The organism is Paraburkholderia sp. EB58 (assembly GCF_050436665.1).
Taxonomy (GTDB): Bacteria; Pseudomonadota; Gammaproteobacteria; order Burkholderiales; family Burkholderiaceae; genus Paraburkholderia.
The window spans coordinates 44,542-70,428 of record NZ_JBNDMQ010000027.1 but is presented as its reverse complement, the minus strand read 5'-3'; the positions used below and the strand labels follow the sequence as shown (position 1 = coordinate 70,428).

Sequence of the window (25,887 nt, the reverse complement as noted above, 5' to 3'; positions counted from 1 at the left end):
ACGCATCGAAAATGTCATTACCTGGTCAACCCTCCCGGAAGCCGGTCCTGCTAGGGGCCATCGCCCTGTTACTAGCCGGTTGTGGCTGGGGTGGCACAAAGCTGCTTTCCCAACGTGGCGCCGAGACGACGAATGACGCCTATGTCAGCGCCGATTACACGCTCGTCGCGCCGCGTGTGGCCGGCCAGATTGCAGAAGTCCTGGTCGACGATAATCAGGTGGTAGAAGCGGGCCAGCTTCTGGCCCGCATCGACGACCGGGACTATCGTGCCGCTCTTGCCAGCGCGCAAGGCGACCTGACGGTAGCGATGGCAGCGGTGAGTGATTTCGATGCGAAGATTGCGCAGCATCCCGCGCTCGTCGCACAGGCGCAAGCGACCTTGCATTCCGACGAGGCCGCCATCGGCTTCGCGCGTGCCAACGCCACGCGCTACCGCGATCTTTCGGCGGGCGGCGCCGGGACGATGGAGGAGCAGCAGCACGCCGCGACTGCGCTCGATGAGCAGCAAGCCGGCCAGGATCGCGACCGTGCCGCGCTGGTCGCGGCCCAACAGGAGCTTGAGATTCTGCGTGCAGGGCGCGATAAGGCGCTCGGAACGTTGGCACGCGCCCAGGCCGCGCTCGAGCAGGCAAAGCTCAACCTCTCCTATACGGAAATCCGCGCGCCGATAGACGGCATGGTCGGTCAGCGCTCGATCCGCGTGGGCGCCATCGTCGGCGCGGGCACGCCGTTGTTGGCCGTGGTGCCGCTGTCGCAGGCGTATGTCATTGCCAATTTTCAGGAGAACCAACTGGCCCGTATGCGAGCGCATCAGCCGGTTCGCATCACCGTGGACAGCTTTCCGGGCCTTGTCCTGAAGGGTCACGTCGATAGCCTTGCGCCGGCGACGGGCGTCGCGTTCGCGCCGATTGCGCCCGACAACGCCACAGGCAACTTCACCAAGATCGTCCAACGCCTGCCGGTCAAGATTACGGTCGATCCTGGACAACCCGGCGCGGCCCGATTGCGCGTAGGTCTTTCGGTCGAGCCGACTGTGAATGTCGCGGCAAGCGATGCATCGGTAGAAGGGACGAGGACAAATTGACGCAGCGTCTACTTTCCATTCGGCCGGCTCTGCTAGCGCTGTTGTTGAGTACCGTGTTTGCCGGATGCACGGTCGGACCGAACTTCCAGCGGCCCAAAGTTGCGGCGCCGGGTGATTTCACCCGCGCCAACCACGCCGAGGCGCCGAGCCGAGCTGTAGAGTCAACCCTTACGCCCGAGTGGTGGGCCCTGTTGGGCGACCCTGTGCTGGTCGGATTGGAGTCGCGCCTCGCCACTGACAATCTCGACGTGCAGGCCGCCTCGGCGCGGCTCCTGGAAAGCCGCGCCGGATTGCGCATCGCCGGCGCGGAGCAATACGCGACGATAGGCGGCGCGGCGTCCTACAACCGCGAACAGGCGAGCCCGAATGGCATTCTTTCGTTGCTAGGCGTTACGCCTGCCGGCGCCCAGCCCGAATCTGCGAATGGCAGCACGGCGTTCGGTGTCTCGAGCTTGCCCGGCTCGAGCGGATCGCCGCCCTACAACCTGTGGCAGTACGGTTTCGACGCGTCCTGGGAGCTGGACCTGTGGGGCCATGCGCGGCGCGGCGTGGAAGCCGCCAACGCGGCCGTGCAGGCATCGGCTGAGGACCGCCGCGCTGTCCTGCTCTCCGCGCAGGCCGAGCTTGCCCGCGACTATATCGAGTTGCGCGCTACGCAGACCCTGCTTGACATCACGAACCAGAATCTCGCGCTCGCCCGCGACATCGTCAAGCTGACCCGCCTGCGACTGACCGAAGGTGTGACGACCAACCTCGATGTCGCCAGCGCGTCGGCGCAGGTTGCGTCGATTGAAGCGCGACTGCCGCCACTGCGGACGCGCCGCGATGCGCTGATCAATGCACTAAGCTTCCTGCTCGGCGAAGAACCCGGTGCGCTCGGGCAGGCGTTGGCGGACGCGCGCGAAATTCCGTCGCTGCCAGAGCGCGCGCCAATCGGCTTTCCGTCGGAACTGGTACGACGGCGTCCCGACATCCGCAGGGCGGAAGCACAACTGCACGCCGCGACTGCCGAGATTGGCGTCGCGCAGGCTGATTTCTATCCTCAGATCTCGCTGACGGGCAGCCTTGGCTCCCAGTCGCTCCAGCTTTCCAGCCTGGGTGATTGGGCCTCGCATCAGTTTGTCTTTGGTCCTTCCATCTCGCTGCCCATTTTCCAGGGCGGAAGACTCAAGGGGACGCTCCAGTTGCGCAAGGCTCAGCAACAGGAAGCGGCAATCGTCTTCCGGCGTACGGTATTGCAAGCCTGGCATGAAGTGGATGATGCGCTGTCGGCCTACGATGCCGAGCAGCTGCGTCGCGACCAGTTGAAGGTGGTGGTGCAGCAGGACCAGGTCGCGCTCGGGGTCGCGCAGCAGCGCTATCGCGAGGGGGCGATCGATTTCCTCAATGTGCTCACGGTTCAGAGGGACCTGCTAAACGCCGAAAGCGATCTGGCGCAGAGCGAGGCAAGCGCTGCGGTCAATCTCGTCATTCTCTATAAGGCCCTCGGCGGGGGCTGGGAGCAGGCGTTTCCTGAGACTCATCAGGCATCCTCATTGCAGCCGCGCACGCAAGCTGCGCAGCCTAAAAGCTGAGCGTTTCGTGTGCCTTGACGATCTCGCCTGCAACGGTCTCGATCTGCTCGCGCTTGAGCATGGCCTGTGAGCGCAGCAACTGATAGGCGTCTTCTTCCGATACGCCGCGCGCTTTCATCACAATCTGCTTGGCCTGCTGGATCACGCGAAGCTTCGCCTGCTTCTGCTCGAGCCGCTCGATGTAGCGCTCGCGCATGCGGCACGCCTTGAATTGGGTCAACGCCACGGCGATAGCAGTCAGCAGGCCGAATGAGCGCACCGGCGATGGTATCGTCGCGAAGGCGTTCAGGCGCAGTACCGCTTCGATGGTGATCGGATTCTCGTACGTGACGACCGGAATCACGGGCGGCGACGTACTGGTTCCGAGCCACGGGAATTCGGTCGAAAGGGTCTCAGGCCTCATCGCCATGACCACCAGTCCGGTACCGGAGGGCAGGCTGTCGAGTCGTGGCCAGCATACCTCTACGTCGCAACCGATACGTCGCAATTGCGCGAGTAACTCCTCTCCATCCTGATCCTGTGGATGAATCACGACCACCTTCAGCGAACGCAGGTCGCGCAGGATCGCCGGCGTCTCTGCGGCGCGCTTCATCGGACTGCTCCGGCGCGTGCAAGCTCAGGATGGGCGTGCGCGGTCCACTCCGGTGTGATGTGCGAGACGACGTAAGGATCGGCTTTCACGCGTTCAGGTGCGCGGCCTATGATGTCGAAGCGGCCCTGTGCGTTGACGCGGCCAATCAATGGATGCAAGTAGGTGTGGTTATTGTGTTCATCGATCCGCACACGGCCTTGGGGCGCCTCGAATTCAAGACCGGGCAATACACGGAGCAACAGGGTTGGATCTTCCGCCCCGACGCGACGGATCGCATCCGCGAGCAAATGCATCTGGAAATAGGCCGCTTCCCAGCACATATTGGTCGGCTGATCGGCGCCGAAGCGTGCCTGATAACGGGCAACGGCAGCAAGATTTTCGGCCGTATCGATACTCTGGAAATAGGCGGCCGAGGTGATATGTCCTTGCGCCAGGTCGTTGCCCATGACCGCGATTTCAGCTTCGCTAGTCATGTGACTGGCAATCGGCATGCGGTACGGGTCAAGACCGACATGCGCAAACGCACGATACAGGTGCGGGATGCCTTCGCCGACGACGGTCGAGAAAATGAAGTCGGGTGAGCGCTGCTTGATCTGTTTCGCGACCTCCAGATAACTCTCCCACGGCGCATCGAGAGCCAGGTAGGTCTCATCCACCTTCTCCCCACCGCGCTCCAGGATCAGATCGCTCATTACCCTGTTTGATTCGTACGGACACACATAGTCCGAGCCGATCATGCTTACGCGGGAGCCGAATTGCGTAAGCATGAAACCGGCAAGCGGCAGCGTGTTCTGGTTGGGTGCCGCGCCGGTGTAGATCACATTACGGCTATATTCAAAGCCTTCATAGGGTGTCGCGTAGAAGAGAAGTGCATTGTGACGCTCGACGATCGGTATCACGGCCTTGCGCGTGCTAGACATATAACAGCCGACGATAATTCGCACCCGGTGCTCGAGGATCAACTGTTCCGCAAGCTCTGCATAACGGCGTGGCTGGCATTGCGGATCGAGGCAGACGAGTTCAACTTCGCGACCCAGGACGCCACCTGCGCGATTGATTTCCGCGGCCGCGAGCATGGTGGCTTGCAATTGGGTGGTCTCGACAGCCGAGGTCACGCCTGAGCGTGAGTAGAGGACACCTATCTTAATGGGGTCTGACGTACCAGCGGAATCAATACGGGTCATTCGAAGAAATGTTGAAAGACAGTGTTGCGTTTGGGAGGTGCGTTACTTGTGCGCGCCGCGCGTGGTTGGTGCGCTAAGGCACCGTCGTTGTGCGCTGCTTCAAAACCAGTTGCGCAAACAACTGGTATTTATGATGCCGGTCTCGTGGGCTGAAATGCAAGCGATCAATTTGCGTGCGGCTCGCAACAAGGTATTCCGCTGTGCGATGGTTGGAGTGGAGCACACGCTGGCATAGCCATTGCTTATAGATTCTCGCTGACCCGTCGTGCACAACGGGAAACATCAGCACCTATTTCGTCGTTCGAGACAAAGGCGTCTTGATCGGCACCGGCCAAAAAAGCCCGAAACCAGTTCGTCTGGTTTCGGGCTTTTTGCGTTTGCGATTTCTAATCCATGTCGGAGTGAAGCACATGAAAAGACGTACCTTCCTGTCGGCAGTCAGTTCTGGTCTGGTCGCTGCCGCGGGCAGCTCGCTGCCTAAGGCTGTGCTGGCAGCGGGAACCAGCGAGCCAATCAAGCTCGGCTTGCTGTTTTCGCAGTCGGGCACGATGGCCAACGGCGAGTCGCTGCTCAAGGACACTGCGTTGATGACGATCGACCAGATCAACGCCAAGGGAGGCGTGCTCGGGCGCCAGCTGCAGGGCGTGGTGGTCGATCCCGCATCGGATTGGCCGATGTATGCGCAACTCTCGAAGCAACTGATCTTGCGCGACAAATGTGCGGCGCTGTTTGGCTGCTGGACGTCGGTATCGCGTAAGTCGGTGTTGCCGGTGGTCGAGGCGCAGGACAGTCTGCTGTTCTATCCGCTTCACTTCGAAGGCGAAGAGCAGTCGAAGAACGTGGTCTATCTGAATTCACCGCCGAGCAGTTCAGTGCTGCCCGCGATCGACTACCTGATGAGCGATCAGGGTGGCAGCGCAAAGCGCTTCTATATGATCGGCAGCGACTACGTATGGCCGCGTACGATCAACAAGATGCTCAAGGGCTATCTGAAGACAAAGAACATTCCCGACTCGGCGTGGCGCGAGCATTACGTGCCGTTCGGGCAGTCGAACTTCCAGACCATTGTGCGCGATATCAAAGACTTCGCCGCGCAGCCGGGCGGTCAGGCCATTGTCGTGATGACGGTGGTCGGCGATTCGATCCCGGCGATGTTCAAGGAAGCGATCAACCAGGGCGTGCGCGCAACCGACATTCCGATTCTCGGACTGGACGTGGTCGATAGCGATCTTGAAGGTCTCGACACCAAGCAGCTGGTTGGTCACCTGAGCTGCTGGTGCTACTTCCAGAACGTCGATACGCCGCAGAACCGCCAGTTCAAGAGCGACTGGAAGAACTACGTGAGCGCGCACAACCTGAAGCATCGACCGGACATGGTGATCGATCCGATGGTGTCGACCTACCTTGGCATCAATCTGTGGGCGCAGGCTGCCGCCAAGGCCAATTCGACCGGTACGGATGCGGTGCGCAAGGCCCTTGCAGGCCAGTCGATGGTCGATCCTGCCGGGTACACCGTGAAAATGGACGCGTCCTCGCAGTACCTGTGGCGCGGCGACATGATCGGTTCGATCAACGCGAATCAGGGCTTCGACATTCTGTGGAAATCGAAAGACATCGTAAAGCCTGTGCCATTTAGCCCGTTTATCGGCAAGGCGTAGCGCAACCGATGAGGCAGTCGGGGCCGGCGTACGCAATCCACGCCGGTCCTATCGCAGGATTGAACGGAAATACTCATGATCAATTTCAGGCAGATCTTTCTCACGATCGCGTGTCTGGCGCTTGTTTGGGTCACACCGGCACGCGCAGCGCCTGCCGCCGCAGCGAACCGTGCGGCGCTCTTGGCGTCGTTCTGTGCCCCGGACGGTGACAAGGCCGCTGCGCTGGGCCAGCTCGTCGAGGTGGTTGTGTCGCCAAACGCGCAGGACCGCGCGTGGGCCGGCCGGATTGTCGACGCGATCCGCAACGGCGCACTGGTGTGTGGCACCAATGGCCATGCGACGCTTCAGGGAAGCCCTGCGCTCGACGCGGTGAGCCTTCAGCCCAGCGGCGCGGCGACGGCGGATTCGCCGTACGTTCCCAGCATCGTGATGATGCGCAAACTCGCGGTGGCGTCAGCAGAAATGGATCTGTTCGCGCCGCAGCAGGACACCCGCGCAGCCGCTGCACGTCAAGTCGACAAGTTCTTTGCCTTGCTCGATCCTGCGATCGTTGCACGTGCAATCAAGCAGGAGCGGGATCCGGACACTGCAACTGTGCTCACGCTCGCGTTGGCCAAGCGCGGCCTGAACAGTAACGTCCAGGCTGACCGGTTGGCCGCCATCAAGGCGGTGGCCGAGGTTCCGAGCGAAACCGCACGCACCGCGCTGGCGAACTTTGCCGCCCAGGATTCGGTGCGCTCGGATCCTGTGGTGTTGGCTGCGGTGCATCGCGCCATCCTGAGCATGGACACCTGGCTTTCGTTCGGCAAGGTCTTCTCGATCCTCTTTAGCGGCTTGAGCTACGCCGGCGTCTTGCTGCTCACAGCACTCGGCCTGTCGATCGTGTTCGGTCTGATGGGCGTGATCAATCTCGCGCATGGCGAGTTCATCATGATCGGCGCGTACTCAACCTATCTCGTCGAACGCTTGATGCAGGCGCACTTGCCGGGGCTATTCGACGCCTATATCTTTGTCGCCATTCCGGTGGCGTTTGTGATTTGTGCGGTATGCGGCATGTTGCTGGAATTTTTCGTCATCCGGTTTCTGTATCGCCGGCCGCTGGAGACGTTGCTCGCTACGTGGGCCATCAGCATTGCGTTGATCAAGCTGATTCAGGTTCTGTTCGGCTCGCAAAACGTGGAATTCATCACGCCGGGGTTCCTCAATGGCGGCATGCAGGTTGCGCCGGGCTTCTTCGTGACCTTCAATCGCATCTTTGCGATCGTGCTCGCGCTGCTTATCTTCGCCGCGACGTTTGCGTTGATTCGCTTCACGAAGCTGGGACTGCTGATGCGCGCGACGACGCAACTGCGCGACACGGCACGCTGCCTAGGCGTGCCGGCTGAGCGTGTGGACCGCGTTGCGTTTGGCCTTGGCGCCGGCCTCGCTGGACTTGCCGGCGTCGTGTTGACCCAGATTGCCAGTGTCAATCCGTCGATGGGCACGGGCTTCGTCGTCGACTCGTTCATGGTCGTCGTGTTGGGGGGCGCAGGCAGCCTTGCGGGCACGGTCGTGTCGTCGCTCGCGCTCGGCGAAATCAACCAGTTTATCGAACCGTTCTATGGCGCGGTGGCCGCCAAGGTCGTCGTGCTTCTGATGATCGTGCTGATCATCCAGAAGCGCCCTCAAGGACTCTTTGCATTGAAGACCCGCGTATGAATACGTTTCCCGATCCGCGCACCAGCAGGAGATTCACCGTGTCCTCATCCGCAACCAGATGGCTGGGCCAGACAGTGGAGCTCGGCATGGTTCCCGTGCTGGTCCTGGTGGCGCTCTATCTGCCCCTCGCATATTTCGTGATCCCCGAGTCGAACGCGTTGCATCTGTCGTTGTTCGGCATCAACCTGATCGGCCAGATCATGTGTTTTGCGCTACTCGCGCTAGCACTCGATCTGGTCTGGGGTTATGCAGGCATCCTGAGTCTCGGGCACGGCATATTTTTCGGCATAGGTGGCTATCTGATGGCCATTTATCTGCTCAACGGCGCCTACGCCGAGACCCATGTGTTGCCCGATTTCCTGCAATACATGGGGGCGAGTGACTTTCCGGCCGCGTGGAAGTTATTTTCGCGGCTCGACGTGACCATATTGCTCACGATTGTCGTGACGACGCTGGTAGCGGGCGTTTTCGGCTTCGTGACTTTCCGCTCGCGCATCAACGGGGTGTACCTGTCGATCATTACGCAAGCCCTGACGTATGCACTGATGTTGCTGCTGTTTATCAACGACGTCGGGTTCGGCGGCAACAACGGCATGACGGGGTTTACCAGTCTCGCGGGCTACAAGCTCGCTGGCGTGACGACGCAGATCGGCCTCGCGGTCTGTTCCTGTTTGCTGCTGGTAGCCGCTTATGTCGGGGCGCGCTATCTTGCACGCTCCAGCTTTGGCCGCGCTTTGATCGCGGTACGCGATGACGAAGCCCGGATGCGCTTTCTCGGCTATCGCACGCATACCTTGAAGCTGTTTGCATGGTGCCTCTCGGCTGTCCTCGCAGCGTTGGCCGGCATGCTGTACGTGCCTCAGGTCGGTATCGTCAACCCAACTATCGTGTCGCCCGAGCTGTCCGTCGAGATCGCCGTGTGGGTGGCCATCGGTGGGCGAGGGACGCTGATCGGTGCGATTGTGGGCGCGATCGTCGTCAATGGCCTCAAGTTCTGGCTGACGGCGCAATTGCCTGCAGTGTGGCCGTTCATTCTTGCCGGCGTCACACTGGTGATCGTCGTTTATTTCAGCAACGGTGTGTGGGGCACCTTCAAGGCCGCGGGCAGCGAGAGCAAAGGTGGCCGTCAATGAACCAGCCTGTGTCTCCCACCGCAATCTATATCAACGGCTTGTCCGTCAGGTTTTCCGGTTTTGCGGCCATCACCAATCTGTCGATGGAATTCCGTTATGGCGAGATCCGCGCGATCATCGGCCCGAATGGTGCGGGAAAAACCACCTTGATGGATGTGATCACCGGTAAGACCCGGCCCGCGGCCGGCGAGGTCTTTCTGAACAAAGTCACGAATCTCGCGGCGCTCGACGAAACCTCGATCGCGCGTCTCGGCATTGGCCGCAAGTTCCAGAAGCCAAGCGTATTCGAAGCGCTGCGGGTCCGCGAAAATCTCGAGCTCGCGATTCGCAACGGCCGCGGCTATGCGGATATGGTCCGCTCGCGTCTTGGCGCACGACAGCATCGACGTATCGATGAAGTGCTCGAGACGATCGGTCTGGAGAGCGAAGGGCACCGTATCGCCGGCACGCTATCGCATGGCCAGAAGCAATGGCTCGAGATTGGCATGCTGCTTGTCGCCGACCCACAGGTGATCTTGCTCGACGAACCGGTCGCCGGCATGACCGATCACGAAACCGCGCGCACGGCTGAACTGATCGCACGGCTCAAATCGCCCGAACGGGCCGTGGTCGTGATCGAGCACGACATGGATTTCGTCGGGGAAATCGCGGACCTCGTGAGCGTACTGCATGAAGGGCGGTTGCTCGGTGAAGGATCGATGGACAGCGTGCGTAACGATCCACGCGTGATTCAGGTTTATCTGGGACGGTGAGTATGCTTAAGATTTCCGCACTCAATCAGTTTTACGGCAGCAGTCACACGCTGCGCGACGTGTCGCTGAACGTGGCCGAAGGCGCCTGTACGGTAGTGCTCGGCCGTAACGGCGTGGGCAAGACCACGCTGCTGAAGTGTCTGGTCGGCTTGCTGCCGGTCAAGGGCGGTGAAATCGTGCTGGCAGGCCAGCCGCTCACCCGCACGCCTTCGCACCGGCGCGCGCTGGCTGGCCTCGGCTACGTGCCGCAAGGACGCGAGATCTTTCCGTTGCTGAGCGTTGAAGAAAACCTGCGCATCGGTGCATACGCCGGTGAACGCAACCAGACCGCGCGCGGCAAGCAGTTTTCGTTCGACGACGTCTTTCATACCTTCCCGGTGCTCAAAACGATGCGCCGGCGCATTGCGGGCAATCTCTCTGGCGGACAACAACAGCAGCTTGCAATTGGCCGGGCCCTTTTGACCAACCCCAAGTTGCTGATACTCGACGAACCGACCGAAGGTATCCAGCCATCGATCGTTAAGGAGATCGAAGAGGTGATCCGCTCGCTGAAGGGAGCGCTGTCAATTCTGCTGGTTGAACAGTTCTTCGATTTCGCCCAGGCGGTGGCTGACGACTACGTGGTGCTGGTGCGTGGTCAGGTGGTATCGGCGGGCCGCGGGGACCAGATGGAAGCCAATAACGTCAGATCGCTAATTTCAGTGTGAAGCGGCGGCGACCACGTGCGCACCGTTCACTTAGACAAACCCCCATTGCAACAGGAACACCACAATGAACTGGCTCAAACAATCGATCATGCACACACGCGGCGTTGCTCGCGGCGAGGTCGGAGAAACGCATGAACTCACGGAAGCGCGTCAGGGCACCTTTCACTACACGATCGGCCCATACTCAGCGCCGGTGTTGAGCATCGCACCGGGAGACCGCGTGATCGTCCAGACGCGCGACGCGTTCGACGGCAAAATTCTCACGGAACAGGATCTCCCGAGCCAGAAGCTGCGGGTGCCGTTCCTCAATCCACAGAGCGGCCCGATCATGATCGATGGCGCGGAGAAGGGCGATGTGGTCGCGGTGTACATCGAATCGATGCTGCCGCGCGGCGACAATCCGCGTGGAACCTGCTGCCTGATTCCGCGCTTCGGGGCGCTGACGGGTACGGAATACACTGCAACGCTCAACGAACCGCTGCCGGAGATTACCCGCAAGATCGACGTGGACGAGGAGGGTGTCTACTGGAGCAAACGCGTCACACTGCCGTACAAGCCGCACATCGGAACGCTTAGCCTGTCGCCGGAAATCGACTCGATCAATTCACTCACGCCGGACAATCACGGCGGCAACATGGACGTACCCGATATGGGCCCGGGCAGCATCACCTATCTGCCGGTACGTTCGGCCGGTGCGCGCCTTTTTATCGGCGATGCACACGCTTGCCAGGGGGATGGAGAGGTCTGCGGCACTGCCGTGGAGTTCTCCAGCACGACCACGATTCATGTCGATCTGATCAAGGGCTGGCATATCGAATGGCCGCGCCTTGAAACCGATGCGCTGCTGATGTCGATCGGCAGTGCGCGTCCGCTCGAGGACGCGACCCGCATCGCGTACAACGAACTGGTCCGCTGGATGGAGAGCGAATACGGCTTCGACCGTTGGGATGCCTACATGATGCTGAGCCAGTGCGGTCAGGTGAGGCTGGGGAATTTCGTCGACCCGAAGTATTCGGTTGGCGCAGCGATCAGCAAGAAATATCTTGCACCGGCTGCCTGAGGAGAAGCCCCCATGGATCTGAAACTCAAAGGTTTGAAGGCGCTCGTGACGGGCGGCACCAAGGGTATTGGCCTTGCTATTGCGCAAACACTTGCGGCCGAAGGAGCCGATGTCGCGATCTGCGCTCGTGACGGCGCGACGGTGGAGCAAACGGTGGCGGCCCTCGCGCAGCATAGCGGCGGCGCTGTCAAAGTAGTCGGCGCGTCGGTCGATGTCTCGAACGGCCCCGCGTTGCAGAACTGGACCCGGGAGGTTGCGGCGCAACTGGGCGGTCTGGACATTGTCGTCGCCAACGTGAGTGCGCTGTCGATCGGCAATGACCTCGAGTCGTGGCGCAAGGAGTTCGAAACCGACCTGATGGGTACGGTGAATCTCGTCGAAGCGGCGTTGCCGTTTCTCGAAGCGAGCAAGGCTGCCTCGATCATCGCGATTTCAAGTGTCTCGGGCCGTGAGATCGACTTTGCCGCAGGCCCTTACGGTACGTTCAAGGCGGCGTTGATCCACTACATGCAAGGTCTCGCATACCAGCTCGCGCCAAAGGGCATTCGCGCGAATACGGTGTCGCCGGGCAATGTTTACTTTGAAGGGGGTGTGTGGGATCACATCGAAAAGAACAATCCGCAGCTATTCGCCGAAGCACTGGCGTTGAATCCTAGCGGACGCATGGCGCGTCCGCAGGAGATCGCGAACGCGGTTGCATTCGTTGCAAGTCCGGCGGCCAGCTTTGTAAGCGGGGCGAATTTCGTAGTGGATGGCGCGCTGACGCGGGGTGTGCAGCTCTGAGTCTGGCAACCGTCGAGCCATCTGGCGGCGAGAAATCACGCTGAACTTATGATGGGTGAGAGGTCAGGTGGCTCGCGGTGCGCTGGACGTTAGCGTCAAATCAAGCGTCGCTGCCACGCTCAGAAAGGTTTGCACAATCCCGCGCTTGCGTTGACTGTGCAGGCACACCACGGAGTCGATGTTGCAGGCGCGCAGCTCAACCAATGGAATGGCGACAATGCGCGGACTGTCAGGGACCTCGCGTTCGAGGACGAACCCGATGCCGAGGCCTTGCTTGACGGCCTCGACAACAGCCTCCCGGCTGCCCAGTTCCATCGCGGTCGAGAGTGCGCATTGGGCACGCTGCAAGGCTTCGTCAATGAGTCTTTGGGTATTGGAACCGGACCCACGACGGATGATGGGATGGGCTTTAAGATCGGCAAGCGAAACGCTCTCAAAAGCCGCCAGTGGATGATCTTTCGGTACTAGAACCCGCATGTCCTGCTGCGCGACACGAATGGCCATGACCCGGTCGTCGCTGGCGGCGTTGCCGATTACCGCCGCGTCCACGCGATAACCGAGGAGATCGGCCCACACTTCGCGCTGGCTGCCCAAGGAGACGGAAATATCGATGCCCGGATATTGCGCTCTAAATGCAGCAACCACCTGGAGTGCGACATGAGGACCATCCGCGGCAAGTTTCAGACTGCCGTGCCTGAACGCCGTGGCGAGGCTCACGAGGTCCTCAATCTGCTCTTCCGTCGCGAACATCTGCCGGGTCAACTCGAACAGCGGCTTTGCCGCGTCGGTCAGATAGACGCCCTCTGGCGTCCGCAAGAACAGGGCTTGCTGGCACGACTCCTCGAGATTGCGTATTTGCGTGGTGATGGCCGGTTGAGTCAGGCCCAGCAGGCTGGCGGCCTTCGAAAAACTCCGTTCTCGTGCGACTGCGTCAAACGCGCGCAACTGGAAATAGCGCATCAAATCCTCCCAAGGTAGGACTATTAATTCTAATGTTAAAAAATTGCAGTCATATTAATTTGACCGTTGGGAGCGCGGAATCTACGCTTGTCACTATTCTCGGGACTACGTGAGCATAGGAGCGGCAATGACACAGGAACATAGGGTAGACGGCGGGCATCAAAGCGTGCCCGGCGACGTGCGGAGCAGGGCATTGGAAGTTTTCCCCGGAGGCATATCGAACGGCGAGTTCGGGCTGCCGCACGACGCGCTGCTGACGATTCGCTCTGGCCTCGGGAGCCGTTTGTGGGACACCGAGGGGCGTGAGCTGATCGATTTCTCGATGGGTTGGGGCTCGTGTCTGGTCGGCCACGCCTGTCCCGAAGTGGTCGAGGCGGTCCGCGAACAGGCGACGAAAGGGTCGAATTTTGCCTATCTGAATGAGCCGGTGCTGCAACTTGCCGAAGAGATCTGCAGAATCAGTCCGGCTGCCGAGCACCTTCGATTCTGCGCATCGGGCACCGAAGCCACCATGTATTGCCAGCAACTGGCTCGCGCATTTACTGGACGCCCCAAGATTCTCAAGTTCGAGGGCGCTTATCATGGGGCCAACGCCGCCGGCGTTACTAGCCTGTTTTCACAGAAGAACCTCGCTTTTCCCACGCCGGAGCGCACCAGCGCCGGCTTGCCCTCTGTCGAATACGAACTGCTGGTGGCGCCCTACAACGATCTTGAGGCGACCGAAGCGATCATTCGTGCACATCGCCATGAGCTCGCCGGCGTGATCATGGAGCCTCTGCAACGCTGCACGCCGCCTGAGCCCGGCTTTCTGGAGGGAGTGAGAAAGCTCTGCAGCGAGTCCGGCGTGCTGCTGATTTTCGATGAGGTGGTCACCGGCTTCCGGCTAGCGTATGGCGGCGCTCAGGCGTACTACGGCGTGGTTCCCGATCTGGTTGCCTACGGCAAGGCGCTCGGCGGAGGCTATCCTATCGGTGCCTTTGGAGGGCGGCGAGACATTATGGATCTCGTCAACGAGCGCCATATCGGCTCGGACAACTATGTATGGATGGCCTCGACGCTCGGCGGAAACCCGGTGTCTGCATCTGCTGCCAACGCGGCGCTCTCGGTGCTTCGCAGGCCCGGCACCTATGACCGTTTGCACCAGCTCGGAGAGTGGTTCCGGGGTGAGTTGCGTCAGCTCCTGCTTAAGCACGAGCAGGTTGCACAGGTGATTGGTGATGGTCCGCTGGCGCAGATCGTGTTTACGGAGCGCAAGGTCAACGACTATCGTTCGACGGCCTCGGGAGACAAGGTCATGGCGAAGCGAATGATGTTTGGCCTGTTCCAGCGCGGGGTATTCCTGAACCCGATGGGTACCAAACTCTACCTTTCGATTGCGCACGACGAAGCGATCTGCGGCGAGTTTTGTGACCGGCTGGATCAGGTTCTCAAGGAAATCCGATGACAGGTGCTGTTCAACGAGCTACGCCGATCACGAGAGTGGTGGTGCTTCATGCAACGCCGGACGACTTTCGTCACACCCTGGAGGGTGCGCATCCAGAAGTGAAATTCCACTGGGTGTCTGATCTCGAGCAGGTCGACGCGGTCATGTCCTCGGCGAAGCCGGATGCGGTTTTCGCCATCCGCAAGACAGGATTCGGCGGCCTGCCGCATCGCCGGGCGGCGTTCTTTCCGGGAGTACGCTGGGTTCATGTCGGAGGCTCCGGGTACGAACACCTCTTGCCGATCGAACGGAGTGACATCTGCGTGACGAATGGGCGCGGCGTACTGGCTCCCTTCGTCGCGGAGACGGCAATTGGCGGCATGCTGACGCTAAACGGACGATTCGTGAAGTACGTCGATCAACAAAGCCGCAGACTCTGGAAGTCGCTCGCTTTCCGATCTCTCGCGGATCAAACCTTGCTCGTTGTCGGCCTGGGCGCTATCGGGCTGGAGGTGGCGGCGCGGGCGAAGAGCTTTGGAATGCGAGTGATCGCGATCACGAGCCGTGTGCACGAAACGCATCCCGGGATCGATGAGCAGTATCCGTTGACGCAGTTAAGTGAGTTGTTGCCTCGCGCTGACGTGGTGAGTTTGCACGTGCGGCATACGGATGAGACCACCCATCTGATTGACGCGAAGACACTGGCGCTGATGAAGCCCGAGACCATCTTGATCAACACCGCGCGTGGCGCCATTGTGGACGAGCGAGCCCTCGTGGCTGCACTCGAAGAGGAGCGGCTGGCTGGCGCTTACCTGGATGTGTTCGAACAGGAGCCTTTGCCGCACGACAGTCCGCTTTGGACATGCCGTAACCTGATCCTGTCGCCTCACAGTGCCGACAATATCGTGGGATGGCCGACTCGCATGGCTCAGCGCTTCTCGGACAACCTGGCTCGATGGAATTCCGGGCGGCCCTTGCTCAACGAATTGGTGCTTGCAATAGACGAGCGAGGCTGATGACGGGTTCAACGCTGGCGTGCTGGAAGGAATAACGCAGGCACCAGCGAACCTGGGATGATCGACTCGCGGGCAAGCTGCCGCCCGCGAGTCTCTCCTTCAGATGTTCGGGATTCCGTATCAGACGGAAGCCTTCACCTCGAGCCGGAACTTGTGCAGCAACGGTTCCGTATAGCCGCTCGGCTGCTCGCGTCCTTCAAACACCAGTGCCTGCGCCGCCTTGAACGCAATCGTGTCGAAGCCCGGCGCCATCGGCTTGTATTGCGGATCGCCGGCGTTCTGCTCGTCCACGACCTTGGCCATGCGCTTGAACGTTTCTTCCACCTGCTCGCGCGTGACGACCCCGTGATACAGCCAGTTGGCGATGTGCTGGCTGGAAATACGCAGCGTTGCACGGTCTTCCATCAGGCCGACGTTGTGGATATCGGGCACCTTCGAGCAACCGACGCCCTGATCGATCCAGCGCACCACATAGCCGAGAATGCCCTGTGCGTTGTTCTCGATCTCCTGGCGGATTTCGTCGTCGTTCCACTTGGCGGCTTCGACAACCGGAATCGTCAGTAGGCCGTTCAGCAGTTCGTCGCGCACGCTGGCCAGATCGACCTTCTCCAGCTCTTTCTGCACGGCCTGTACGTCGACCTGGTGATAGTGCAGTGCATGCAGCGTCGCAGCAGTCGGCGAGGGCACCCATGCCGTATTCGCGCCGGCCTTTGGATGCGCGATCTTCTGTTCGAGCATCGCATGCATCAGATCCGGCATCGCCCACATGCCCTTGCCGATCTGTGCGCGGCCACGCAGGCCCGCAGAGAGGCCGACCAGCACGTTGCTGCGCTCGTAAGCGCTGATCCACGCGGTCGACTTCATGTCGCCCTTGCGCAGCATCGGGCCGGCCTGCATGGCGGTATGCATCTCGTCGCCAGTGCGGTCGAGGAAACCCGTGTTGATGAACGCGACCCTCGCCGATGCTTCGGCGATACAGGCGGCGAGGTTCACGCTGGTGCGGCGCTCCTCGTCCATGATGCCCATCTTGATCGTGTTGCGCTCGAGGCCGAGCAGGTCTTCGACGCGCGCGAACAGTTCGCTCGCAAACGCGACTTCGGCCGGTCCATGCATTTTCGGCTTCACGATATACACCGAGCCGGTACGCGAATTTAGATGCTGCTTGCGATCGTGCAATGCGCACAGCGTGGTCATCACCGCATCGAGAATGCCTTCCGGAATCTCCTGGCCGTCTTTCGTCAGCACCGACGGGTTGGTCATCAAATGACCGACGTTACGGATAAACAGCAGCGAGCGGCCATGCAGCACGACCGGCGCGGTGCCGTTCGCGGCGGTATACACGCGATCGGCGTTCAGACGGCGCGTGAAAGTCTTGCCGTTCTTCGTGACCTCTTCGGTCAGATCGCCGTTCATCAGGCCGAGCCAGTTGCGGTAGAGCTGGACCTTGTCGTCCGCATCCACGGCCGCCACCGAGTCTTCGCAGTCGATGATCGTGCTGACCGCCGCTTCCATCAGCACATCCTTGACGTGCGCGGCATCGGTCTTGCCGATCGAATCGTTGGCGTCGATCTGGATTTCGAAGTGCAGGCCGTTGTGCTTCAGCAGCACAGCTGACGGCGCGCTGGCTTCGCCCTGATAGCCGATAAATTGCGCCGGCGTTTTCAGCGCGGTCGCGCCGTTCTTCAACTTCACAACCAGCTCGCCGGCTTCGACGCTATAGAGCGTCGCGTCGACATGCGAGCCGTTGGCGAGCGGCGCCGCTTCGTCGAGGAAAGCACGGGCACGGGCAATCACACGCGCGCCACGCACCGGATTGAAGGCGCCTTTCTTCTCTGCGCCATCGGTCTCGGGAATTGCATCCGTGCCGTACAGGGCGTCGTACAGGCTGCCCCAGCGGGCATTGGCCGCGTTCAGCGCGTAGCGCTGGTTCGACAGCGGCACGACGAGCTGCGGGCCGGCCTGCTCGGCGATCTCACGGTCCACATTCTCGGTCGTGGCTTTGACGCGGGCCGGTACCGGCACGAGATAGCCGATGCTTTCGAGGAAGGTGCGATAAGCGGGCAGATCGCGCACCGGACCCGGATGGGCGCGATGCCACTGATCGAGCTCGGTTTGCAGGCGATCGCGCTCGGCCAGCAGGGCGCGGTTCTTCGGGGCGAGGTCGTGCACCAGCGCGTCGAACCCCGCCCAGAAGGCGGCGCTGTCCACGCCCGTGCCCGGCAGGACTTCCTGTTCGACAAACTGGTCGAGATTCGCGGCTACCTGCAGTCCGCTTCGCTTGGTCATCTGAGTCATCGACTGCTCCATCTGTTTGGGCTGGGCCGGTGCGAGGTCACCGGCTTGTTGCTTCGTTTGCTTCGTTTGCGTCACTACCGATTACTGCGTTTTGGTCGGTCGGTCTGCTCGGATTGCGGGTTCAGCTTAACCGTTCAGTGCGGCGGCGCCTGCCTTGGCGATTTGCGCGTCCTGATCCGCCTTCACACCGGACACGCCGACTGCGCCGACCACCTGGCCGTCGACGATCACCGGCACGCCGCCTTCGAGGGTGCCTGCGAGCGGCGCGCTCAGGAAGGCGGTACGCCCACCGTTGATCATGTCTTCGTAGACCTTCGATTCGCGCCGGCCGAGTGCGGCCGTGCGGGCCTTTTCGGGCGCGATGTAGGCGCCGACCGGTGCACAGCCGTCGAGACGCAACAGGCTCAGCAGATGGCCACCGTCATCGGCCACCGCGATCGTGACGGCCCAGTTGTTCTTCTCGGCCTCGGCACGCGCGGCGTCGAGAATCTTCGTCGTTTCGGCAACGGTCAATACGGATTTCGTCAGCATAATCAATTTCCTGTTTCGGTTATGGTAAGGCTTCTTCGACAAGTTCGATCCAGTGACGCACACCCGTGCGTCCCGCGCCGTCCAGATGCGTCTGGCAGCCAATGTTGGCCGTCACGATCAGATCGGGCTTGCCGCTTTCCAATGCGTCGAGCTTGTTGTTGCGTAATGTTTCCGCAAGCTCGGGTTGCGTGATCGAGTAGGTGCCGGCCGATCCGCAGCACAGATGGGCGTCGGGCACCGCGGTCAGGTCGAAACCGAGCCGCTGAAGTACACCCTCAACCGCGCCACCCAGTTTCTGTGCATGCTGTAGCGTGCACGGGCAGTGAAACGCGATGCGCTGTTGCGCGTTCGCTTGCAGCGCATCCAATGGCTCCGCGGCGAGAACTTCCACCAGATCGCGGGCGAGGAGGCTGACCCGCTCTGCCTTGTGAGCATAGCCGGGGTCGTCGCGCAGCAGATGTCCATATTCCTTGACGAACGCGCCACAGCCGCTGGCCGTTTGCACGATCGCCTCGGCACCTGCCTCGATGGCGGGCCACCACGCGTCGATATTGCGGCGTGCCCGCATCAGGCCGGCTTCCTGAGCATTCAGATGATAGTCGGTGGCGCCGCAACAGCCGGCGCGCTCCGCGCTCACCACGCTGATGCCGAGCCGGTCGAGCACCCGTGCCGCCGCCGCGTTGGTGTTGGGCGACAGGGACGGCTGGACGCACCCTTCGAGCATCAGCACCTTGCGGGCATGCCGCTCCGGCGGCCGAGGCTTCGCGACAACGCTGCGCTTCGGAATTTTACGTCCAAGCGCCGTGGGAAGTAACGGCCGAAATAAACGTCCGGTCTTCAGCAGCGCGTCGAACACCGCCGGACGCGGCACCACTTGCCGCAAACCGGCGCGCAACGCCCGCTCGCCGGCGGGCCGCTCGACGCGCCGCTCCAGCTCGGCACGGCCGATGTCGAGCAGCGCATGATAGGTCACGCCGGACGGGCAGGTCGTCTCGCAGTTGCGGCAACTGAGGCAGCGGTCGAGGTGCAACTGGGTCTTCTGCGTGACCGGCTCGCCTTCGAGCAATTGCTTGATCAGATAAATGCGGCCGCGCGGGCCGTCGAGTTCGTTACCGAGGATCTGGTAGGTCGGGCAGGTCGCATTGCAGAAGCCGCAATGCACGCACGAGCGCAGGATCTTCTCGGCTTCGGCGGCGCGTGGCAGGGTCTGGGCGGATTCGCTGAGATTGGTTTGCATGGTGTCGGTCGCGCCCGGGGGCGCTCAGTTGCATTCAGCTTGTGCTCAAAGGTCGGCGTACATCCGGCCCGGATTGAAGATCCCACGCGGGTCGAGCCGCTGCTTCAGTTGCTGGTGATAGCGCAGCAGCGGGGCGGCCAGCGGCTGAAACGGCTCGGCGCCGGCGAGCGGCGTGAAGCAGGTGGCGTGGCCGCCGGCCGCTGCCGCAACGTCGCGGATCGTCGCGGCTGGCGCGTCGCTTTTCAGCCAGCGCTGCGCGCCGGCCCAGTCGATCAGCATCGCACCGGGCAGCGCGGCACTGGCGGCCAGCGGCGTGGAATTCGGCAGCGAGAGTCGCCAGAGCGGGCGCGGGTCGTCGAAAAATGCCAGGCGGTGCTCGCGCAGCGCCTCCCAGAAGCCCATCTCCAGATCCGCGCCGCCGATCCGGTCCACCGCAGCCGCCACCGACCCCGTCCCGCCTTCGAGCCGCACATGCAGCCGGCCGTCGAGATAACACGCGCCGCTGACCGGCAACACCGCCTTGCGCCACGCGGCCAGTTCGCGCAGCGCTTCGCCTGCATCCAGTTCGAGCGTGAGGCTGCGCTGGGCGCGCGGTCGCGGCAGGACCTTGAGGGAGACTTCGGTGATCAGGCCGAGACAGCCGTAGCTGCCGGCCAGCAGGCGCGACATGTCGTAGCCCGCCACGTTCTTCATGACTTCGCCGCCGAAGCGCAGGTGCTTCGCTTCACCGGTGATGACCCGGCAGCCCAGCACGAAATCGCGTACCGAACCGGCCCATGGCCGGCGTGGACCGGCGAGGCCTGTGGCGACCGCGCCGCCTACCGTCGCAGCGCCGCCGAAGGCCGGCGGCTCGCAGGGCAGCATCTGGCCGGCGGCGTCGAGCACCGCATTCAGTTCCGCGAGCGGCGTGCCGGCGCGCGCGGTGATCACCAGTTCAGTGGGGTCATAGCTGACCACGCCGCGATGCGAGCGCGTGTCGATCTCGGCGCCGCTGACCGGCCGCCCGAGGTGAGATTTGCTGTCGCCGCCGCGAATGCGCAAAGGCGCGCGGCGAACGAACGAGCGCGCCACCTCGTCGACGAGGCGCTCGCTGTCGTCGTTCAGGTGCAGTTCGGCTCGCATCATCAGAAACGCTCCAGTTCGGGGAAGGGCAATTTGCCGTGATGAACGTGCATCGAGCCAAACTCGGCGCAGCGATGCAGCGTCGGGATGTTCTTGCCGGGATTCAGCAGGCCCTCGGGATCGAAAGCGGCCTTCAGCGCGTGAAACACCTTCAGTTCATCGCTGTTGAACTGCACGCACATCTGGTTGATTTTTTCGCGGCCCACGCCGTGTTCGCCGGTGATGTTGCCGCCCACCGCCACGCACAGTTCGAGGATGCGCGCGCCGATCTGCTCGGCGCGCTCCGTCTCGCCCGGCGCGTTGGCGTCGAACAGGATCAACGGGTGCATGTTGCCGTCGCCCGCATGAAACACGTTGGCCACCTGCAGGCCGTATTCGGCGGACAGCTCCGCGATGCCCTTGAGCACGCCCGGCAGTTCGCGGCGTGGAATCGTGCCGTCCATGCAGTAGTAATCGGGCGAAATGCGCCCGACCGCCGGGAAGGCGTTCTTGCGGCCCGCCCAGAAGCGTTGCCGCTCTGCCTCGTCTTTGGCAAGCCGCACTTCGGTGGCGCCCGCGCTGCGCAACAGCGCCTCGACGCATTCGCAATCCTCGCGGACATCACTCTCGACGCCGTCGACTTCGCATAGCAGGATGGCCTCGGCATCCACGGGGTAGCCGGCGTGGATAAAGTCTTCCGCGGCGCGAATCGCGAGGTTGTCCATCATTTCCAGGCCGCCCGGAATCACGCCGGCGCCGATGATCTGCGCCACCGCTGCACCGGCCTTGCCAACATTGTCGAAACTGGCCAGCAATACCTTCGCGCTTTGCGGCTTTGTGAGCAGCTTCACGGTCACTTCGACGACAATGCCGAGCATCCCCTCGGAGCCGGTGAAGAGCGCGAGCAGATCGAAACCGGGAGCGTCGAGCGCCTCGGAGCCGAGCGTGAGATGCTCGCCGTCGATCGTGAGGATCTCCAGCTTCAGAATGTTGTTCACGGTCAGGCCGTATTTCAGGCAATGGATGCCGCCGGCGTTTTCCGCGACATTGCCGCCAATCGAGCAGGCAATCTGCGACGACGGGTCGGGGGCGTAGTAGAGGCCATGCGGGGCGGCCGCCTGCGAAATGGCGAGGTTGCGCACGCCAGGCTGCACGCGTGCGGTGCACGCTTCGGGATCGAGTTCGAGGATGCGGTTAAACCGCGACATTACCAGAAGGATGCCTTTTTCGAGCGGCAGCGCGCCGCCCGACAGACCTGTGCCCGAGCCACGCGCCACCACCGGGATGCGCTGCTCGCTGGCGAACCGCAGCAGTGCCTGCACCTGGTCGGTCCGCTCCGGCAACGCGACCAGCATCGGCGTGGTGCGGTAGGCGGCGAGTCCATCGCATTCAAAGGGGCGCAGGTCTTCCTGCTCGTGCAGGATCAGCAGGTCCGGCACGCGGGCCTGCAGTTGCGTGACCACGGCCGCCTTATCGTGCGTGACGAGCGGGCCGTCGATTGTCTCGTCGTAGTGATAGCTCATGGGGGTCTCCTCGGCCGGCGTCGTGCCGTTGGAAACGGTCCCGCAAGCCTGTCCAAGCCGTGATTGTTCCGCCTACGGCGGGGCGTGTCGACAGGCCGGTGCACTGGTCATACCACTTTTTGAGCAAGCCGGAAAAGCGTGCTGAGCCCGTGATCCATTGCGTGAAGGGCTACTGCGCGATCGCCTGGAGCAGATCGTGATAGCATTTTCACATGGTCATACCAGTGAGAAAGTGATGCAGGAATCGTTGCAGACAGCGGATTCAGACAGCCGCCGCCAGGTGGCGGACGTGGTTGCCGAGCGCATCGAGCGTCTGATCGTCGATGGGGTGCTCAAGTCCGGTCACGCGCTGCCGTCCGAGCGGCGCCTCACCGAAAAGCTCGGCGTCTCGCGCACCGCGCTCAGAGAGGGGCTCAAGCTGCTGCGGGCGCGTGGCATCATCGAGACGTCGCAGGGCAAGGGTTCGTTCGTCGCAAGCCTCACGGCGCAGCCGGCACTCTCGCCGCTGATGCATCTGCTTGGCTCTCAACCGCGCACGCTGTACGACCTCTTTGAAGTGCGCGGCATGCTCGAGGCCGAATCCGCGAGGCTCGCGGCATTGCGCGGCACGCCCGCCGACTTCGTGATGATTACCCGGCGCTATGAGGAAATGATCGCTGCGCACGGCAAGGAAACCAGCGCCTCGGCGCACGCTCGGCTCGACCATGCCTTTCATCTGGCGATCTGCGAAGCGTCGCATAACCCTGTGCTGGTCCATACGCTGAGCTCGCTGACCGACCTGCTGTTGAGTTCGGTATTCGCGTCGGTCAACAACCTATACCACCGGGAACCGTACAAGCGCGTGATTGACCGGCAACATGCACGGCTCTATAACGCCGTGACCGGCAAACTACCGGAACAGGCCCGCAAGGCGGCGAGTGCGCATGTCACCGGCATGTGCGAGAGTCTCAGGGAGATCGAGCAGGAGGAACAGCGGCTTGTGCGCGCGACCCTCAGGCTTGAGGGCTGGGAATGAAGATTGCTTCGGCGAACTGAGTAGCTTGACAGCGGATAGCGCGATTTGATGGCGCCAAAGTGGCACGTAAATGGCACGATGATGGCAGATGAATGGCGTGTGAATGACGCGCCAAACCAGGTGACGGCGTATGTAACGGCGCGTAATACACGGCAAGCGGACCACCAGCGCGCTTGCCTTATTTCTATGTCACGCTTTTCTCGTCTGGATTCGATCGAAAGGCCTTCGTCATGTCCCGTCCATCGCAAACTTCTTCTCCGGCGAGCGCCGCCATGCCGTCGAGCCACCTGACCTATAGCCTCACGCTACGGGTGCTGCACTGGCTGACCGCGTTGTGCATGTTCGTCGTGATTCCGCTCGCCTGGTACATGACCAACCTCGACCGTCACGATCCGCTGCGGAACAACTGGTTTAACCTGCACAAGTCGATCGGCCTTACGATCTTGCTGCTGACGCTGATTCGCGTGGTCACGCGGCTGTCGGGCACCGCGCCGACTCTGCCGGCCAGCATCCCCGCCGCCGAGCAGACGCTCGCGCACATCGGCCACGGCTTGCTGTATGTGATCCTGTTTGCCATGCCGATCAGCGGCTATATCAATTCCTATGGCGGCGGTCACGCGGTGAACTGGTTCTGGCTGTTCCAGGTCCCTGCGGTGGTGCCACAGGACAAAGCCCTCTCTCATCTCGGTTCGCGCGTGCACTATCTGCTCGCATACGTCACGTACGCGCTGATCGCCGGGCACGTGCTCGCGGTGATCTACCATCAGTTGATCCAGCGCATCGATCTGCTGGGCCGGATGACGGGACGCGCGGGGAAGCACTGATATTTTTCTCAGCGAACCAGGCGGGCAACTCGCACTACAATCGGTCTCAACGCATTTATAAAAAATCCATCCACCATGCCAACCGTCAGCGGTCTATACATCTATCCGATCAAATCGTGCGCGGGTATTGCATTAAAGGAAGCGCGGCTTCTCGACACGGGTCTGGAATACGACCGTAACTGGATGGTGGTCGACCCCACCGGACTCATGCTGACTCAGCGCAGTCATGGGCGACTCGCGCTTATCCGCGTTGGCTTGGTCGAGCGCGAGCTGATTATCTCGGCGCCCGGCATGCCTGACTTGCGTACGCCACTCTCCGTGGCGGCGCTCGAACGGCCGGCGCTGATCGAGACCAGGGTGTGGCGCGATACGATGTCGGCCTTCGATACCGGCACGCAAACCGAGGCCTGGTTTTCGGAGTTCCTCGGCGTGCCCGCGCGGCTCGTGCGCTTCGATCCCGCGGTACGGCGCGTGGTCGATCCGCTATGGACGGGCGATATTGCAGCGATCACCCAGTTTGCCGACGGTTTTCCCTTGCTGGTGCTGGGCGAAGCCTCGCTTGCCGACCTGAACCGGCGTCTGGCCGGCAAAGGTGCACCGCCGATCCCGATGAACCGTTTCAGGCCCAACCTGGTCTTCACGGGTCTCGACGCGTACGACGAAGATTATGTGGAAAATCTCACGGTCTGGGTCGGTGACGAAGCGGTGCAGCTTCACCTCGTCAAGCCGTGCGCGCGCTGTCCGATCCCCACCATCGATCAGGCGAGCGGTTTCCCCGATCCGGATTGGCCGAACGAACCGCTCGATACGATGAGCGTCTACCGTGGCAATGCGCGGCTCGGCGGCGCGCTCACGTTCGGTCAGAATGCGATCGTGTCGTCGGGCTTCGGCGCGGTGCTGGCACTCGGCCAGCAGGTCGATGCCGAACTGGGCTTCGACGATTAGCCAATCCGTTTGATGATCGCCGCCAGGCAGACCTATAGCACCAAGGCATTCCTCGATGCCATCGTCGCGGACCACGGGCCGCAATTCATCAATACGGGCTTTATTTTCTGAGCTTTGCGGCGGCGATTTCAGATCAATGCAAACTTAGGCGCAAGAGCAGACCGAAGATCTCGAAGGCGATCGCGAGCCCCGCGATCGTAGCCGGCAGCGTCAGCACAATGACCCACAAGGTCCGATACGATCTGGGCGACGGCGTGGGCTCCTTCGACGCGCGGCTCGAGATCCCCTTGGCCTCGCCTGCCGTTACAGTGCTTGCTGTTCCGCTCTCACGTTCCGTCATGACTGCGCGTCCGTTGGTTGTCGTCGCTAATTATGCATCGCATCCTTGATTGCCGCAGCGACGAGGGGGCACGCGCACTCCTGATAGCAAACTTGTGTACGAGCTTAAGGTGCCTTTAAGTCAGAGCGAATACATTGGGGTCATCCGCCCGAGGTCGAACCCATCGCCCGGCGCAATCAGCATTCCCCCGATAGTCACGTCCAGTTGCCCCTTGGCCTTTGCAGCGGGGTAACCTTTGCAGGCCCGGCTCGTAGCCGGGCCTTTCTTTTAGTGCGCCGAGCATGCGCAGCAGCTTGGGGGTGCAAGTCCCCTGCCCAACCTGATGGTGGTGAAGGGCTAGTGAAACGCAAGGGCGTCGTCGCGAGGCGGGGTCTGAAGGATGCGTATAGCAAAACCACGACCTGACGAACAGAAACCAGATATGAGGCCTACCCGGGCGGACGAGCGAGCT

The 25,887-nt window shown here is 61.8% G+C and carries 23 protein-coding genes; 14 read left to right on the top strand and 9 right to left on the bottom strand.

What is annotated here, in order from left to right:
* Positions 1–11 precede the first annotated feature (11 nt).
* Positions 12–1,085, top strand: a complete 1,074-nt coding sequence (locus tag P3T40_RS31175; RefSeq protein WP_429271564.1) for an HlyD family secretion protein — start codon at positions 12–14, stop codon at positions 1,083–1,085.
* Positions 1,082–2,659 carry an efflux transporter outer membrane subunit gene (locus tag P3T40_RS31170; protein ID WP_429271563.1) on the top strand — a complete coding sequence of 526 codons (1,578 nt, stop codon included), beginning with the start codon at positions 1,082–1,084 and terminating at the stop codon, positions 2,657–2,659. The genes P3T40_RS31175 and P3T40_RS31170 overlap by 4 nt, the downstream gene beginning before the upstream one ends.
* Here the strand turns inward: P3T40_RS31170 and P3T40_RS31165 are convergent.
* Both P3T40_RS31165 and P3T40_RS31160 read right to left on the bottom strand, forming a co-directional pair.
* Entirely contained in the window at positions 2,649–3,251 is a 603-nt protein-coding gene (locus P3T40_RS31165) for an ANTAR domain-containing response regulator (protein WP_429271562.1), read from the bottom strand. The genes P3T40_RS31170 and P3T40_RS31165 overlap by 11 nt on opposite strands.
* Positions 3,248–4,435 carry a transporter substrate-binding domain-containing protein gene (locus P3T40_RS31160; protein WP_429271561.1) on the bottom strand — a complete coding sequence of 396 codons (1,188 nt, stop codon included), beginning with the start codon at positions 4,433–4,435 and terminating at the stop codon, positions 3,248–3,250. The genes P3T40_RS31165 and P3T40_RS31160 overlap by 4 nt, the downstream gene beginning before the upstream one ends.
* Before the next feature lie 410 nt (positions 4,436–4,845).
* Here P3T40_RS31160 and P3T40_RS31155 point away from each other — a divergent pair, with 410 nt between their 5' ends.
* From P3T40_RS31155 to P3T40_RS31125, 7 genes are all read left to right on the top strand, one after another.
* Entirely contained in the window at positions 4,846–6,093 is a 1,248-nt protein-coding gene (locus tag P3T40_RS31155; RefSeq protein ID WP_429271560.1) for an urea ABC transporter substrate-binding protein, read from the top strand.
* Between the two features lie 75 nt (positions 6,094–6,168).
* Positions 6,169–7,791 carry an urea ABC transporter permease subunit UrtB gene (gene urtB / locus P3T40_RS31150; RefSeq protein WP_429271559.1) on the top strand — a complete coding sequence of 541 codons (1,623 nt, stop codon included), beginning with the start codon at positions 6,169–6,171 and terminating at the stop codon, positions 7,789–7,791.
* A gap of 38 nt (positions 7,792–7,829) precedes the next feature.
* Entirely contained in the window at positions 7,830–8,924 is a 1,095-nt protein-coding gene (gene urtC, locus P3T40_RS31145) for an urea ABC transporter permease subunit UrtC (RefSeq protein ID WP_429271558.1), read from the top strand.
* Positions 8,921–9,676, top strand: coding sequence for an urea ABC transporter ATP-binding protein UrtD (gene urtD / locus P3T40_RS31140; protein WP_429271557.1), 756 nt, complete (start codon positions 8,921–8,923; stop codon positions 9,674–9,676). Before urtC ends, urtD begins: the two co-directional genes overlap by 4 nt.
* Before the next feature lie 2 nt (positions 9,677–9,678).
* On the top strand, positions 9,679–10,383 hold the full coding sequence (urtE, locus tag P3T40_RS31135; protein ID WP_429271556.1) for an urea ABC transporter ATP-binding subunit UrtE: 705 nt from the start codon (positions 9,679–9,681) through the stop codon (positions 10,381–10,383).
* Positions 10,384–10,447: 64 nt separating this feature from the next.
* On the top strand, positions 10,448–11,443 hold the full coding sequence (locus P3T40_RS31130) for an acetamidase/formamidase family protein (RefSeq protein WP_429271555.1): 996 nt from the start codon (positions 10,448–10,450) through the stop codon (positions 11,441–11,443).
* A gap of 12 nt (positions 11,444–11,455) precedes the next feature.
* Positions 11,456–12,226, top strand: a complete 771-nt coding sequence (locus tag P3T40_RS31125; RefSeq protein ID WP_429271554.1) for an SDR family NAD(P)-dependent oxidoreductase — start codon at positions 11,456–11,458, stop codon at positions 12,224–12,226.
* A 63-nt stretch (positions 12,227–12,289) separates the two neighbouring features.
* Here P3T40_RS31125 and P3T40_RS31120 read toward each other — a convergent pair whose 3' ends face one another.
* On the bottom strand, positions 12,290–13,186 hold the full coding sequence (locus P3T40_RS31120) for a LysR substrate-binding domain-containing protein (RefSeq protein ID WP_429271553.1): 897 nt from the start codon (positions 13,184–13,186) through the stop codon (positions 12,290–12,292).
* A 166-nt stretch (positions 13,187–13,352) separates the two neighbouring features.
* Between P3T40_RS31120 and P3T40_RS31115 the strand changes: the two genes are divergently transcribed.
* Entirely contained in the window at positions 13,353–14,630 is a 1,278-nt protein-coding gene (locus P3T40_RS31115; protein ID WP_429271552.1) for an aspartate aminotransferase family protein, read from the top strand.
* A complete protein-coding gene (locus P3T40_RS31110; RefSeq protein ID WP_429271551.1) occupies positions 14,627–15,625 on the top strand; it encodes a D-2-hydroxyacid dehydrogenase in 999 nt (332 codons plus the stop codon). Before P3T40_RS31115 ends, P3T40_RS31110 begins: the two co-directional genes overlap by 4 nt.
* A gap of 120 nt (positions 15,626–15,745) precedes the next feature.
* On the opposite strand, the gene P3T40_RS31105 is transcribed toward P3T40_RS31110, so the two are convergent.
* From P3T40_RS31105 to glcD, 5 genes are all read right to left on the bottom strand, one after another.
* Positions 15,746–17,920 (bottom strand): malate synthase G, encoded by a 2,175-nt coding sequence (locus P3T40_RS31105; protein WP_429271550.1) that lies wholly within the window; start codon positions 17,918–17,920, stop codon positions 15,746–15,748.
* Positions 17,921–18,046: 126 nt separating this feature from the next.
* Positions 18,047–18,451, bottom strand: coding sequence for a heme-binding protein (locus tag P3T40_RS31100; protein WP_429271549.1), 405 nt, complete (start codon positions 18,449–18,451; stop codon positions 18,047–18,049).
* Positions 18,452–18,470: 19 nt separating this feature from the next.
* Complete coding sequence (gene glcF, locus P3T40_RS31095; RefSeq protein WP_429271548.1) at positions 18,471–19,688, bottom strand: glycolate oxidase subunit GlcF; 1,218 nt, start codon at positions 19,686–19,688, stop codon at positions 18,471–18,473.
* Between the two features lie 45 nt (positions 19,689–19,733).
* The gene (gene glcE, locus P3T40_RS31090) at positions 19,734–20,810 is read right to left on the bottom strand and encodes a glycolate oxidase subunit GlcE (protein ID WP_429271614.1); all 1,077 of its coding nucleotides are present in this window, start codon (positions 20,808–20,810) and stop codon (positions 19,734–19,736) included.
* Positions 20,811–20,812: 2 nt separating this feature from the next.
* Positions 20,813–22,312 carry a glycolate oxidase subunit GlcD gene (gene glcD / locus P3T40_RS31085; RefSeq protein ID WP_429271547.1) on the bottom strand — a complete coding sequence of 500 codons (1,500 nt, stop codon included), beginning with the start codon at positions 22,310–22,312 and terminating at the stop codon, positions 20,813–20,815.
* A gap of 235 nt (positions 22,313–22,547) precedes the next feature.
* Here glcD and glcC point away from each other — a divergent pair, with 235 nt between their 5' ends.
* From glcC to P3T40_RS31070, 3 genes are all read left to right on the top strand, one after another.
* A complete protein-coding gene (gene glcC, locus P3T40_RS31080; RefSeq protein WP_429271613.1) occupies positions 22,548–23,327 on the top strand; it encodes a transcriptional regulator GlcC in 780 nt (259 codons plus the stop codon).
* A 230-nt stretch (positions 23,328–23,557) separates the two neighbouring features.
* Positions 23,558–24,151, top strand: a complete 594-nt coding sequence (locus P3T40_RS31075) for a cytochrome b (protein WP_429271546.1) — start codon at positions 23,558–23,560, stop codon at positions 24,149–24,151.
* Positions 24,152–24,226: 75 nt separating this feature from the next.
* On the top strand, positions 24,227–25,096 hold the full coding sequence (locus P3T40_RS31070; protein ID WP_429271545.1) for an MOSC domain-containing protein: 870 nt from the start codon (positions 24,227–24,229) through the stop codon (positions 25,094–25,096).
* Between the two features lie 133 nt (positions 25,097–25,229).
* Here the strand turns inward: P3T40_RS31070 and P3T40_RS31065 are convergent, their stop codons facing one another.
* Entirely contained in the window at positions 25,230–25,436 is a 207-nt protein-coding gene (locus tag P3T40_RS31065; RefSeq protein ID WP_429271544.1) for a hypothetical protein, read from the bottom strand.
* Positions 25,437–25,887 lie beyond the last annotated feature (451 nt).

Excerpts from the sequence above, each read along its gene's own strand:
- P3T40_RS31155 (WP_429271560.1), top strand. The coding sequence starts at position 4,846 with ATGAAAAGACGTACCTTCCTGTCGGCAGTCAGTTCTGGTCTGGTCGCT.
- glcF (WP_429271548.1), bottom strand. The coding sequence starts at position 19,688 with ATGCAAACCAATCTCAGCGAATCCGCCCAGACCCTGCCACGCGCCGCC.
- urtD (WP_429271557.1), top strand. The coding sequence starts at position 8,921 with ATGAACCAGCCTGTGTCTCCCACCGCAATCTATATCAACGGCTTGTCC.
- P3T40_RS31120 (WP_429271553.1), bottom strand. The coding sequence starts at position 13,186 with ATGCGCTATTTCCAGTTGCGCGCGTTTGACGCAGTCGCACGAGAACGG.
- P3T40_RS31130 (WP_429271555.1), top strand. The coding sequence starts at position 10,448 with ATGAACTGGCTCAAACAATCGATCATGCACACACGCGGCGTTGCTCGC.
- P3T40_RS31070 (WP_429271545.1), top strand. The coding sequence starts at position 24,227 with ATGCCAACCGTCAGCGGTCTATACATCTATCCGATCAAATCGTGCGCG.
- P3T40_RS31125 (WP_429271554.1), top strand. The coding sequence starts at position 11,456 with ATGGATCTGAAACTCAAAGGTTTGAAGGCGCTCGTGACGGGCGGCACC.
- glcE (WP_429271614.1), bottom strand. The coding sequence starts at position 20,810 with ATGCGAGCCGAACTGCACCTGAACGACGACAGCGAGCGCCTCGTCGAC.
- glcC (WP_429271613.1), top strand. The coding sequence starts at position 22,548 with ATGCAGGAATCGTTGCAGACAGCGGATTCAGACAGCCGCCGCCAGGTG.
- P3T40_RS31100 (WP_429271549.1), bottom strand. The coding sequence starts at position 18,451 with ATGCTGACGAAATCCGTATTGACCGTTGCCGAAACGACGAAGATTCTC.
- P3T40_RS31075 (WP_429271546.1), top strand. The coding sequence starts at position 23,558 with ATGTCCCGTCCATCGCAAACTTCTTCTCCGGCGAGCGCCGCCATGCCG.
- P3T40_RS31165 (WP_429271562.1), bottom strand. The coding sequence starts at position 3,251 with ATGAAGCGCGCCGCAGAGACGCCGGCGATCCTGCGCGACCTGCGTTCG.
- urtE (WP_429271556.1), top strand. The coding sequence starts at position 9,679 with ATGCTTAAGATTTCCGCACTCAATCAGTTTTACGGCAGCAGTCACACG.
- P3T40_RS31110 (WP_429271551.1), top strand. The coding sequence starts at position 14,627 with ATGACAGGTGCTGTTCAACGAGCTACGCCGATCACGAGAGTGGTGGTG.
- urtB (WP_429271559.1), top strand. The coding sequence starts at position 6,169 with ATGATCAATTTCAGGCAGATCTTTCTCACGATCGCGTGTCTGGCGCTT.
- P3T40_RS31065 (WP_429271544.1), bottom strand. The coding sequence starts at position 25,436 with ATGACGGAACGTGAGAGCGGAACAGCAAGCACTGTAACGGCAGGCGAG.
- P3T40_RS31160 (WP_429271561.1), bottom strand. The coding sequence starts at position 4,435 with ATGACCCGTATTGATTCCGCTGGTACGTCAGACCCCATTAAGATAGGT.
- P3T40_RS31175 (WP_429271564.1), top strand. The coding sequence starts at position 12 with ATGTCATTACCTGGTCAACCCTCCCGGAAGCCGGTCCTGCTAGGGGCC.
- glcD (WP_429271547.1), bottom strand. The coding sequence starts at position 22,312 with ATGAGCTATCACTACGACGAGACAATCGACGGCCCGCTCGTCACGCAC.
- P3T40_RS31105 (WP_429271550.1), bottom strand. The coding sequence starts at position 17,920 with ATGACTCAGATGACCAAGCGAAGCGGACTGCAGGTAGCCGCGAATCTC.